This is a genomic window from Bradyrhizobium sp. WSM4873 (genome assembly GCF_055811355.1).
The window spans coordinates 1-12,489 of sequence record NZ_JBVVPS010000006.1 but is presented as its reverse complement, the minus strand read 5'-3'; the positions used below and the strand labels follow the sequence as shown (position 1 = coordinate 12,489).

At 59.6% G+C, this 12,489-nt stretch carries 10 protein-coding genes; 4 read left to right on the top strand and 6 right to left on the bottom strand.

All coding sequences use genetic code 11. From position 1 onward, the window contains the following. Positions 1 to 55: 55 nt before the first annotated feature. Both AC0L21_RS11060 and AC0L21_RS11055 read right to left on the bottom strand, forming a co-directional pair. Positions 56 to 1,357, bottom strand: a complete 1,302-nt coding sequence (locus AC0L21_RS11060) for a calcium-binding protein (protein ID WP_473261174.1) — start codon at positions 1,355 to 1,357, stop codon at positions 56 to 58. A gap of 684 nt (positions 1,358 to 2,041) precedes the next feature. Further along, positions 2,042 to 2,209, bottom strand: coding sequence for a hypothetical protein (locus AC0L21_RS11055; RefSeq protein ID WP_473261172.1), 168 nt, complete (start codon positions 2,207 to 2,209; stop codon positions 2,042 to 2,044). Positions 2,210 to 2,719: 510 nt separating this feature from the next. Between AC0L21_RS11055 and AC0L21_RS11050 the strand changes: the two genes are divergently transcribed. From AC0L21_RS11050 to AC0L21_RS11040, 3 genes are all read left to right on the top strand, one after another. Further along, a complete protein-coding gene (locus tag AC0L21_RS11050) occupies positions 2,720 to 2,932 on the top strand; it encodes a hypothetical protein (RefSeq protein WP_247482871.1) in 213 nt (70 codons plus the stop codon). Positions 2,933 to 4,086: 1,154 nt separating this feature from the next. Beyond that, positions 4,087 to 5,616, top strand: a complete 1,530-nt coding sequence (locus tag AC0L21_RS11045) for an SUMF1/EgtB/PvdO family nonheme iron enzyme (protein WP_473261640.1) — start codon at positions 4,087 to 4,089, stop codon at positions 5,614 to 5,616. A gap of 17 nt (positions 5,617 to 5,633) precedes the next feature. Continuing rightward, on the top strand, positions 5,634 to 6,077 hold the full coding sequence (locus AC0L21_RS11040; RefSeq protein WP_473261169.1) for a DUF4399 domain-containing protein: 444 nt from the start codon (positions 5,634 to 5,636) through the stop codon (positions 6,075 to 6,077). 1,151 nt (positions 6,078 to 7,228) lie between these two features. Here the strand turns inward: AC0L21_RS11040 and AC0L21_RS11035 are convergent. Next, positions 7,229 to 7,477: a hypothetical protein gene (locus AC0L21_RS11035; protein ID WP_473261167.1), complete on the bottom strand. Its 249-nt coding sequence runs from the start codon at positions 7,475 to 7,477 to the stop codon at positions 7,229 to 7,231. A 251-nt stretch (positions 7,478 to 7,728) separates the two neighbouring features. On the opposite strand from AC0L21_RS11035, the gene AC0L21_RS11030 reads away from it, so the two are divergent. Then, positions 7,729 to 8,154, top strand: a complete 426-nt coding sequence (locus AC0L21_RS11030; RefSeq protein WP_473261165.1) for a hypothetical protein — start codon at positions 7,729 to 7,731, stop codon at positions 8,152 to 8,154. A gap of 35 nt (positions 8,155 to 8,189) precedes the next feature. Here AC0L21_RS11030 and AC0L21_RS11025 read toward each other — a convergent pair whose 3' ends face one another. From AC0L21_RS11025 to AC0L21_RS11015, 3 genes are all read right to left on the bottom strand, one after another. Beyond that, complete coding sequence (locus tag AC0L21_RS11025; RefSeq protein WP_473261163.1) at positions 8,190 to 8,414, bottom strand: hypothetical protein; 225 nt, start codon at positions 8,412 to 8,414, stop codon at positions 8,190 to 8,192. 1,442 nt (positions 8,415 to 9,856) lie between these two features. Continuing rightward, entirely contained in the window at positions 9,857 to 10,222 is a 366-nt protein-coding gene (locus AC0L21_RS11020; RefSeq protein ID WP_473261161.1) for a hypothetical protein, read from the bottom strand. Between the two features lie 757 nt (positions 10,223 to 10,979). Beyond that, a complete protein-coding gene (locus tag AC0L21_RS11015) occupies positions 10,980 to 11,105 on the bottom strand; it encodes a hypothetical protein (protein WP_473261159.1) in 126 nt (41 codons plus the stop codon). Positions 11,106 to 12,489: the final 1,384 nt, after the last annotated feature.

Genomic DNA, 12,489 nt, shown 5'->3' with positions numbered 1-12,489 from the left:
CTGAAAACATGCAGACGGCGGGGCGGCCTGACTGCCGCCCCGCTGCTAGTCGGCGCTAGACAACTTCGATCGCCGTATAACCGGCGGCATTGTTGATGTCATCGATCGACTCGAACGGTGTCGCACCGCCCGAGACGCCGTCGAGCTGGATTGTACCGAAGCCGAAATCCAGCACGGTGTTGGTGCCGTCGTCGTCCACGACGACCGTGGCCGGGTCAAAGCTGGGCGGAGCATCGACATGAACGACATCGCCGTCCGCAGCACTGAGATCGGTGACCTCATCATTGCCGAAGTTGGTCGCCGTGCCGTCACCGAAATTGTGCGTATCGGTACCTGCGCCGCCCGTCAGCACATCGTCGCCAAGCCCGCCGCTGAGGACATCGGCGCCGTTGCCGCCGCTCAACTCGTCATCGCCGGCATCGCCATTCAGGGTGTCGTTGCCGGCCCCTCCCGACAGTGAGTCGGCCCCATCTCCACCATTCAGGACGTCGGTGCCGTCGCCGCCGGCCAGCGTATCGTCTCCGGCGTCGCCGTTGAGCGTATCGTTGCCGGCTCCGCCGCTGAGTTCGTCATCGCCATCACCACCGTTCAGGATGTCGTTGCCCGCACCGCCGGCCATGACGTCGTCTCCGGCATCACCGAACATCGTATCGTTGCCCGCGCCGCCATCCATGAGATCATCACCGGCATCGCCGTGCATGGTGTCATTGCCGTCGCCACCGTTCAGCGCATCGGTGCCGGCACCACCGTTCAGGATGTCGTCGCCCGCACCGCCATTCAACAGGTCATTGCCAAGTCCGCCGTTCAGCGTGTCGTTGCCGGCGTCGCCATTCAGAGTGTCATCCCCGAGGCCGCCGTTGAGTACGTCGTTACCACCGCCGCCGTTCAATACGTCATTGCCGGCGTCGCCGCTCAAGGTATCGTCGCCGGCGTCGCCCCACAGGGCGTCGGCACCCGCGCCGCCATGGACGTCATCGTTGCCGTCCCCGCCGTGAATGCTGTCGTCGCCGGCGTCACCAAAGAGGTGATCGTCGCCGGTTCCGCCATCGATTGCATCAATGCCCGCGTTTCCATGGATGGTGTCCACGCCGGCATTTCCGCTCAGCGTATCGTTGCCCGCGCCGCCATTGATCGTGTCATCGCCATCGCCACCGGTGATCGTATCGGTACCGGCATTTCCATCCAGGGTATCATTGCCGGCACCGCCATCTATGACATCGTTGCCCGGGCCGCCGCTTACGGTATCGTTTCCGTCGAGAGCGCTGATGGTGTCGTTGCCTTGCAGGCCGTTGATCTGATCATCCGCAGCCGTGCCAACCAGTGGATCGTCGCCTGCTGTTCCATTGATGAGTGCCATGGTCTCCGCTCCCTTTGCATGGAAATGCGCGACGCGGGTCCCATTGCGACCCGTCATGGACGTCGCAGATTTCGGGTTTGGCTTGATGCCCATCACCGATCGATGTGGGCTCCGATCAGGCAACCTTCTATGAAAGGAGAGCGATGCCGCAATCCCCATTTGGGGACAAAAGAATACGGCAAGCTGGTGGACCCAATGACGTGGCACCGAATGAGTCCGTAAGGTGCCGTCGGCGTGAGTGCGAGCGGAGATGCCGCCGTTAATGTCTGGCATGTACGCACTCGCGGCCCGACGCGTCCTTGCCCATATCAAACTGCGCTCGCCCCCGCTCCAAAATGAACTTCCGGACCAACTTGCTGCGCCAAAATGTAATCTGACGAAAAACGTCGCTGTGCGCGGAAGTTGATTTCTCACGGAAAAGCCGCAGCGTGGTTCCAGCCCCACTGCGGCATTCCCGGAAACTTGAAATTGGTTGGTATTTAAATCGCCCCGGTGTTCTCACAGTAGAACACCCCGTTCCGAAAATGGACTCCGGACAACTACCGGATTCCGGTTTTGTACGCATTGTCGATATAGGGCGAACGTGGCATCGCTTGGTTTCCAGCCCCCAATGCTCCCGGCAGCCGATCCAATTGCGGATTAGAGCGCCGGGAGTGCTAGGGCCGCCAGCGTGACCGGCAGCCCTTAACCCCGCAGTTGGAGGCCAAAGCTTCCCGCCACACGCTTCAGCGATGCAACGTATCTATCCAACGCACTTGCAATCTGGACCGCGCCGGCGCCTTCGCGCGACAGCGCGAGCAGAAGTTGCACCTCTGCATCGGTCCATTCTTTGGGTTTGTCGTTTCTCTTCATCCGCGCAATGCTTTGATGATTAATCAGACTGGTTTCGAAAAGGAAGAAAGCCCGCCAGGTGCGTTAGCTAGCGGGCTTCCAGCCGGAAGTCGCAGCGAGTTCACCATTGCGACCGACGAATATGAACGGAACAAGGTTTACACTTTGTTAGCGGCGGCTGCGTACCGTGTTGCTTGGGACGGGGCCGTGGGGGACATACGCGGCCTTGTGCTCGGGGTGAGAGCCCGCCAGCTAGCCAGCCCCGGCGGCGCTCTCCCTCAGCATAGATGGTTCGGATTCATTACTAATTTGAATTGTGATTTAGATCATATTTCCCTTGCCCATAGCCCGCTATGATGCCTCCACCGGGGCTGGCTCCATATTTCACTTAGATCTTTTTCACCCGGCTTTTTTTGACAATGAGGCCGCAGCGGGGCTCCTGCTGCGGCCTTCGTTTACGGTGCTTAGCTCTAGGATCAACCCGGCTGGCGCCATTTCATACCAGTGCTGATTGCCCTTGGAGAACGGATTGTGCCCAAAGCAAATTGCCTGATCGTTCGTGCTGCCGGAAGACAACTGGACCTTTTACGCGGCGAAGCCTCCCGCATCGCGAAAGGCAATAACATCGATTGGTGGATTGATCGCGCGGAGGTCGGAGCTCGTTTCTGCTTCGAGGATGCAAAGGCAAAAGAGTCATTCGCTCTCGCGTGTGACAACTTCGGTATCTCCTGCCAAGACGGCTAGCCCACAGTCCATGCTGTAAGCCGATCGCAGTCGGAAACAATCATAGAAGTCAGCGCTAATTCGGCCCCGCACCTGGAGGTCCGCACCTTCGATCCAAAGCACGGGAGCCGAGCGCGTCGGCGCCGCCGCCGACAGCGGCTTATGAAGCACGCAACTGTGAAGGGAGCAACAGAGTTGGCGTAGTTCGATCAGCGGTCGAGCAGCCATTGCCCCAGCGGTGCCTTGCTTTTCTCGATGCTGGAGGTATGCGGTCTCTAGCTCGTTCGCCAATGACATGCGGACGCCTACCAGCTAACGAGAAGGCCGCCCTCTGAGGCAGCCCCTCGCTTCCGCTCTCAGCCTAGTTGCACGGCTTTCCCGACATCTGCACGGCGCGCCTAGCCTCCGGGCCAATCGTACATCCGGACGCCGTGAACTACGCTGGGGCGGTGCTACGAGGCGACGGTGGAGGCAAGAAGGGCGCGCGACGAGCGGCACCACCAGGAAAATGGATGGGTCCAATCCCGACACTCTGTAGCTGAGCGACGGCCGCTAGGGGCAGCTTCGTAGCTAATCACCGTAGCAATTTGCCCGCAGCTTCACTGAAGCGCCAAGAAGCGTTGCCTTCACAGCATCTTGCGACCCATGGTGAGGAGGAGTGGATATCCTCCACTTTCGATAGCTTGTCCCCGCGAGTTCCTCGATGTCGTACTCAGGTCGCCCCATAGCGACGACAGACGCGGGCGATTGATATGCCGTCAAGAGCGCCTTTTGCTTACGGACCACTCGGCGCATTCTTCCTGAGGTAGCTCAAGCGGGGTATTTCGTTCCACGGTCGTCCTCGTCCCGGTCGGCTTCGTCGAATTGCTGCAGCATCTGACTACTACTTCTGCACGGGCCTGAAGGTGTCGCCTTGAAAGTAACACCGACGCACGGCAAAACACTTTAGCGACCCGCACCCTGCTTGTGTTCCTCTGCTGGACAGCAAAAAAGATGCCCTGTCGAATGCGCTAACGGCGAAGCTTAGTCGGTGCCCAAGGTGAAAAGGTTCATGTGTGCGTTAGTTGGCTGAAAAACCCTTCGACATTGTCTCCGTCCATCGATCTAATTTCTTTACACGTGCTCTTTTATCGGTCGTATGCTGGGGGTGCTATGCAGCTTTGTGGGTCCCCGCTATGGGCGAAATTCGGAACTTCCGATCCGGGAACAACGGTGAACCCCCTTCACATGGTATCGGGCCTCGTCGTCTCGCAGCCATCATTGTCGGTGACATCGCTTCCTACAGCCGGTTGATGCAGGCCGACGAGGAGGGCACGCACGTCCGCGTCAAACGGATCGAGCGGGATCTCATCCAGCCCAGCATCATCGAGCATCATGGAAGTCTAGTGAAAACGACGGGCGATGGCTTCATCGCGATTTTCGACAGTCCGGTCGAGGCCGTGCGATGCAGCATCGTCATCCAGCAGAACCTCATCGGGCGCAACGCCTCGCTCCCCAAGGATACCCGGATCGAGTACCGGATTGGCGTGAATCTCGGTGACGTCATCGTTGAGTCTGACGATATCTACGGCGACGGCGTCAACATCGCCTCACGCATCGAGGGTATCGCGGAGCCTGGTCAGGTTTACATTTCGGGGGCGATCTACGAGCAGATCAAGCACAAGGTCGTGTGCGGCTACGAGTCGCTCGGGGACCGCAAAGTCAAGAATATTACCGATCCCGTGCGCGTCTATCGCGTGCTGCCGGATGCAGATGCAGTCGGCAAGACCAAGGGCCGGCGCGAGAATATCTTGATCTTCCTCCTGAGCCTCACGCTGCTGGTCATTGCCACCGGCGTGCTGTGGTACCTGCTGACGCAGGCGCCGGGCAAGGTGAGTGAGCAGGCCGCCCTGCCCGCCGCTTCTCCGGCCGCATCGCTAAGCCCGCAGCCGCCGCCGCGCGAAGCGGCGACGCAGACGCCGCAGCCTTCTCCCTCCCCGGCTTCATCATCTCCGTCGCCCGCTCCGGCGCCAAATCAATCGGCAACGGCCGTCCGCCAACCCGAGATGGTCGCCATTCGCGGCGGCAGCTTTGCGATGGGAAGCAATGACGACCCGACCGAGCGTCCTGTCCATCAGGTGACGGTCAAGCCGTTCTCGATCGGCAAATATCCGGTGACCGTGCAGGAATGGAACGAGTGCGCCGCTGCAAAGGCGTGCGGCTTCACGGCCATCGGCAAGGACGATGCGCCGGTCAGCAATGTGAGCTGGACCGACGCGCAGCAATATGCGGCCTATCTCGCTCAGGTGACGAAGAAGACCTATCGGCTTCCGAGCGAAGCCGAATGGGAATATGCCGCGCGGGGCGGAACGCAGACCAAATATTGGTGGGGCGACAAGCTGCAGCCGGGCATGGCCGGTTGCAAGGATTGCGGTGATCTCGCCGCCGAGCAACCGGCGAAGGTCGGCAGCTTCAGGCCTAATCCGTTCGGGCTCCACGACATGGGCGGCGGTGTCGATCAATGGGTCGAGGACTGCTGGCACAAGACCTATCAGGGCGCGCCCACCGACGGCTCGGCATGGAGCAGCGGGGACTGCAGCGCTCATGTCCTGCGCTCGGGCTCCTGGAAGAACGATTTGAGATATGTGCGGCCGTCCAACCGCGACGGCTACGACACCAATGTTCGTTATCCGACGCACGGATTCCGTGTGGCGTTCGGTCCTTAAGTGGTGGAGTTGGTTTGATGCAGATCCTTCGTTGCGCCGCACTGGCGGCGGCGCTCGCATTGCTTCCGGGGGCAGCCTTTTCGCAAGGCAAGGCAGCGCCCAAGGACGCCAAGCTCTATTTCATCACCCCGCATGACGGGCAGAAGGTCCGCGGCGGATTCTGGGTCCGTTTCGGCTTGCGCAACATGGGAGTAACCCACGCCGGCGACGAATATCAGAACGCCGGTCACCATCATCTGCTGATCGACGTCAACGACCCCATCGATCCCAAGGAGCCGATCCTGCAGGACAAATCGCATCTGCATTTCGGGGCAGGACAGACCGAAACATTGCTTGAGCTTCCGCCCGGAAACCACACTCTACAACTCGTCCTCGGCGACGCGAGGCACTATCCCTTCGAGCCGCCTGTCGTATCGGAAAAGATCACCGTCCGCGTCAAACAGCCGACGACAGCGAAGTAATTGTCTCTCAAGAACAGACGTAACCAGGACGATGACGCCGAGCTGCCGCACGAAAAGCTGCGAGAGATTGAGCCCCTCTTGAGAGGCGCTGCTGATCGCGGATGGGCTGCGCGAGGTACAGAGGTGAGTGGACAATCAAAGGCGCACGCCGACGGAGGCTATTCAGTGAGCAGGACTTGCGAAGAGCAGCTATGAGCAATTTCCTTGGAAGTCCGATTGGCGTGACGCTGACCGCGAGGAATGGACCACTATCATTCTCGTGATGACGCGCGGCCAAGACAGCCTCTCAGGCCGGGGCGAAAGCATTTACAAGTTCGCCATCGAGAAGACTGGCGGCGTCTGTAACGCCTCAGACCAGCATGCCCAGGTCTTACGCCGGGCCTGCGCCTGGTTAGCGCCGATTAACTCCTGTCATCTACCGTGCTTCCTCGGCAAGTCGTGCGCCTAGCTTTGCTCTCTGTTTCGTTTTGCCAGTTCCTGGTCCAGTTCCTTCAAGCGAACGAGTAGGTTTTCCACGATCTCCATGCAATCGGAATGCCGCAATGATTGCACGCCGCGCGCTGCCAGCTCGCATTCCAATATAGTCGCCACGATGCTTTGGATGCTCACTATTCGCCCCGCAGAAAACATTTGCGCCGTCAGATACGGCTCACCAAAGAATTGGGTTCAATCAACGGAAAGCCGCAGCGTGGTTCTAGTCCCACTGCGGCATTCCTGGACAACTTGAAACTGGTTCGTACTTAAAACACGCCGGTGTTCTCACAGTAGAAAACCCCGTTCCGGAAATGGACTCTGTACAACTACCGGTAGCGCCTTGTCACTTTAGACGGCTCGCTCACTATCCAGCCCCCAATGCTCCCGGTTGCCGATGCAATTGCGGACTAGAGCGCCGGGAGTGCCGCTGGGACCCGCCTCGTACCAGACTTCAACCCCAATCGGAGCGGCTGACGAACCGGCTGAGCCATTCTTTTGGAATCCGCGCTGGCGGCCGTATCTCCAGAGTACCGCAGTATGCGTATACTCATTTGCCCTCGTTTGCATAAGACCCTACTTGGTCTTGGAGGAACTGGGGCGCGCACGGCTTAGGCTGCGCTCGGCCCGAGACTGACGAGCAGGACAACAATCACGAGACGGTGCTGCGTGACTCAATGTCAGACCTCTAGAGCTATCCCGTCACTATCTTCGTTTTCAACCTCATTGAGGGCTGGTCGCCGGGATGCGACCAGGAGATCGCCGGATGCGTCGCCGACCGAGCTGCTCGGGAGACGGTAGACCTCTCGCCACGCACGTATCTTCCCAGCTCTTTTGGCTATCTGAGAAATGGGACCATTCTCGCTTGCTAGCTTGAGCAGCAGTTGGACCTCTTGCTCGGTCCACTCCTTGGGCTTGTCAATTTTCATCACCCGTGGCTCCGATATTCGGCGGTTCCGATTTGAAACAAAAATCGTGATCGAAAAGAAAAGTGGGCCAGTGCGTTAGCCGGCGGAAATTCCAGTCATACTGGTCGCTCGATATGAACAGAACAAGGTCTAGGCTTGATTAGCCGAATTGTTGCTCTGCGGGAGCGGGGCCGATGTGCGCGCGGCGTTGTGCTCATGTCGAGGATCATCCCTCGCCCGACCAGTCCCAGCGGGCGCTGGGAGCCGAGATAATGGGCCGTCTTTCGGCTCGCGCCAGAGGCGCGCAGTTGCGGCGTTATTTTTTGCTAGCTTTTCCCGCCCGACAGCTCCAAGCTTCTCCTATTGACAAATTTGATTTCAAGGGACATGCGATGACAAAACGCGCTGTTTCCCGTAACGCTTTTCGTGGGCTGTTTGCCCTTTATGCGGCCAAGGCCCACCATGATGGTAGTGGCATAGCTGAAGACCGGCTGCTGAAGCTGTTCGGGTCGAGCAAAGACATTCCCGACGATCTGTTGGCACGGTGGTCAACCCGCGCGGGACTGATCGGCCCGGAGGCCGTCGGCAACAAGCTGTCTCCGCTCGCACATCAGATCGTGGACGGCAGTGCGCAATACGATCACGCTAGCGATTTTCTTCATCGACTGCTGCGAGAGCTAGAGCGAAGCGTTCACTGACGGCGTTCGACGGGGGGCGCTGTTTGGAGCATCGGCTACGGTGGTGTAGGATCGCCGATGTCAAATGCGCCCAGGCGATAGTCTTCGCCGACCGACTGTTCAGAGGTGGGCCGCGAGATCAAGGTGAAGGTGGCGTGCGGAAATCGGGTCCACACTTCGATGTCTTCTGAGGTGACGGTCAGATAGCCGAAAAAGCATCTATATCGGCCCGGCTCCGTTGCGCGGTCGATTTTATCCCAAGTGATCTTGTTGACGCGCATTTCTATCGATCAAAACAGAAACCCACTCGCCCACGCCAGCAGGTCCCTCGTGCTCATGCGATTGCGCCAGTCCGGCGTCGCCTCATACCCTAGCTCTGATTGGTTTCGTTCCGGTTAGCGTAAGTGGCAGTTGAATGGGTGCTAGATCACGGGATCACTGTGGCTCCTTTCATCCGAGCATATGGTCGCAGCGACAGGTCCACTCTCCGAAGACAAAGCGGCGCGCATGATGATCGCGCTTCGTGCCGGCAAGCCCCCCTGACCTCCTCAGGGAGGCACAGAACCTCACCGACTTGCTTGTCGTTTTCCTCGCGGGTCCCGACGCAGAAACCGCCATTGATGGGATGCACCAAGTAGTGGTCGAAGCCAGCGATCGCCTCGCTCTGATTAAGGAGAGGCTGGAATGCGCCTGATCCAGCTTGTGACTTGGACCATCCGGCTCAAGGTTTACCGCTATCTGCTTCGAGCGAGCTCGCGATGCTTGCCAAGCGGTTTGAGCCCTAAAAACCAAGGAGAGCGCTGCCGGGCTCGAAATGCCAGTCCCCCCGGCAGCGCTCTTGTCTCAAACTGGGCTCTGAAATCCCAGTCCGGCTTCAACAGTGCAATGATTATGCCACAGGTTGATGACAGCGCCTTGCTCCCCCGCCGGTTCACGCTGGCGGGCCCTTCAAGAACCCTGGGATCAGCGCTTCGGCGGGGGAGCTTGGGCCCGCTCGCGGATGATGTAAGTTCCCATGCAAATCCCTAATGATTCGAGGGAGCCGTGGGTACTTTACTACTGTTACTCGCGGCGTGCGTTGTTGGTGTTCTTCTCCTACTGGCTTTCCGCCGATAGGGCCGACTGCGGACGCAAGAGTTGCCATGAATCCTCAGGCCAACGCCAAATTAAGCTTCCTGGCGGGTTGTTTTTGACTGTGCGCGATTGAGCGCGTTCAACTCCATGATGGAGACGAACGTGATCACTTGGCTGCTCGTAATCGTAGTCGCGGTCAGCGTTGCAATCCTGATTGCCCACGCGATTGACGCGATACGTTCCTGAAGCTCAGCGCAGCGACGCGAGCTACTGGGTACCGTGTGGCCCGCTCGCATCAGCCGGCCGGTTCACGCTGGCGGGCCTGTTTCATTCACGTGGAACGGTCCAATCCGCGGACCGTTGGAACATGGCCTCGGGCTTCGTTTCGCGTACGGACCTGAGGCAGAGGGAAGGTAATCCTCGGCCTCAGGTCCGCCCCCGTCCTGGGGCCGCTTTTTTGGCCAGCCATTCCGTCACAGATTCACAAAGTGAAATGCAGAGGCTCCGAAAGTGCGGGAGGATCGCGAGGTCGCGGGTTTGGCGCTGGCAGTCTACCGGATGCCCCCCATCCCACGGAGCCAGCTAGCGCTGGAGTCGCGGCCCTCCCAGTGCTCCCGGGGCGGCCTCCCCACAGGCCACCGGACCCCGGTCAATCGAAGTCGTGGCAAGACGGCACTTTACGCGCGATCCGGCCATAACCCACGACAAGGGCCGGCTCTTTCATTGATCCTTTTTCAGCTTGCGTCGCCCCCAATGCGGCTCCTTTGCCCCGGGGGTTTAACGCTGGGACGTAGTGGCGGTTCAGTGCCCGCATGACGCCGATCCGGGCGAACATCGTTGGACCGCCACCTTCCGCCACTAAGATTAGCGCCTCCATTGCAGTTTGCCATTCCGGCGCGCTGTGCTCTTTCTTCGGCAGCGCCGCGATGTACTCACCGGCATCGAGCAGGGTCACCAACCTGAGGCCGGCCACCTCAATCGGATCTTCGAACGGCCGCCCCCAGCCTTTGTTCATTCCGTTTTTCGATGGCGAGCCATCTCCGCTCGTGCGAGTGCTCTGGCCTGCTCAAGCGCTTCTGCCCCGGTCAACAGGTTCGGCGACAGCCGCCGCCCCGGGACATCGTCCCAATAGAAGTAGGCGCTTGCCCGACCGTCGGCGAAGCAGACTTCGTAGCTACCGGTCTGAGACACAGCTTCGTGCTTACGGATGCGAACGGGGACGGACATGTCGCATCGTAATCAGCGCGCAACCGGTTCACGCTGGCCGGTTTCCCCTTGGGGATTCCTCGTCTGCAGTTGGTACTTTTCGTGGTGGCCTAGTTCCATGCTGTTGCTGTAGAGTCCCATCGTTCTGAATTAGCAACTTTAAGGAGCGACCAATGAAAATTGCGACTGCTCTGGGAATTGCCCTGCTAACCTTCTCTGCCCTTCCGGCAGCAGCCGAGATACAACTGGCTCAGGCCAAACTCTGCAAACCCTGCGAATCTTCAGGCGAAAGATGCTGCGGCCTTCAACCAACCGTCGCAGCATGCATTCAATGTAGCTTTGGGTACGGCTTCAAAAACCCAGAGCCGTGGTGCCGAAAGAATCAACCGTCGTGCAGTAAGCGGTGAAGTAGCGGGGCCGCCTCAGTGGGCGGCCTCTCGTTCCGGAATGCAATCAATGCAGCGTCACCTGGGCCGACATGCTCGAAACACGTAGCCGAGCCTGGCATGCGTCAATCTCGGACTAACGGGGCGCGGGGAGCTCATCGACTCTATCCGGCACTTCGATCAATTCCGATAGCCAAGCAGGGCTTGTCGCGGGGTGCTGGAGCGTGCCGCTCGCTGGCTCTTCATGCCGGGGATCGAGGCTGAAATGACACCGCCGTAGATCGCGTCCAGAAGCATGTTCAGCATGATCGCCATCCCGTTATTGGTTGGCAACCTTGCTGCGTTAACTTAAGCCCAGCGCACACTTGCAGGTCGCCTGACACCACAGCAGGATCACTCTCGCCAGTCGTCTGACCGCGTACAGCCAGAATCTCAGAGCTGGCAAGGGCCGCGAGTGGATACTGGTTGGAAAGCTCGCGGCCCACCTTTCGGGAAGGAACTCCCGCCAGTGATCATCCGTTGTCGGGTAAATCACTGGAGCGCGAAGCCATGATCCGGCAATCCCTTATCGTAGCAGTCGCGTGCGTTGCGCTGGCCTCAACCGCCCTCGCTCAAGGCGGCGGAGGTGGTGCTGCCGGCGGCGCCGGGGGCGCTGGAAGCGGATCATCAGGCGCTGGCAGTGCTTCGTCCAGTTCCGGTGCATCATCCTCAGGTGCGTCCGAAACGGGTGGCTTATCTCCTGCAGGCGGCCGGTCGGGCGCACCCGTTGCAACGTCTAAAAATCCGACCTTTTCTGGTCAGGGCACTTCCACCTCGCCGACAACCACCAGCGTAAATCGCCCCGGAGCGACCACGACCAATCCATCAATGGTCGGCGCCGCGGGCCCTCAAACCAACACCACCGGCCGAGGCGCGGGCACCGCTCCGAATGGTCTCCCGATCGGCAGTCCCGGATCTGGCAAGGGCTCGCCCGAAAACCCGTGGTGAACCATCTCGGGCGTCGGCAGCGCCGGATCCTGTGCAGCAGGATCGTCCTGGCCGTGATCAACCAGCGGCGGCCACAGCCTTGAAGGGAGTGGACTACGCCATTAAGCTTGCTCAGTGAGGTTAATATCAGCGGCCGGTTGTCGACGTCATCCCCGACCCAGATAGTCCTCATCTGAAGCTGAGGACTTCCGAGTGTCAGACGCCCCGGCAGACCCAATCTCAAGTGATGCCGAGCCGCGAAAGTGGGCTGACATTGCCTTCCCGCTCGCATTCGGTGTCATTGCTCTCATCGCAACACTCGTCTGGCTTGCCGCAATCGGATGGTTGGTTTGGCAACCTGTCGCTCTCTTGATCAATTGGATTTTCGCGTAATCAAGATGGTGCCCCCTGGGGGAGCGAACGTCAGCTGGCCAGATTTACTGGCGGGCTCTGCGCAAGATCCTTCGCTTTCGACCCGGCCGACTAACCGAGCCGCCCTAACCTGCGCCAAAGGCGCTACAAGCACATCGTGCATACCCGCTTGCGGTTCTATCACCTTCGTGGCCGGCGGATCTGTGATGCAAGTTTTGGGTGGCGAAGCTTGGCGTCGCTTCCGCTAACGCATCTTATGGCCAGGCGCTCGCACAGTACGCATACGACGAAGGCCGCCTGATTGACAAATGCGCGCGAGCGCGGCGAGTTCTACGATGGCGTTGCGTGAAGG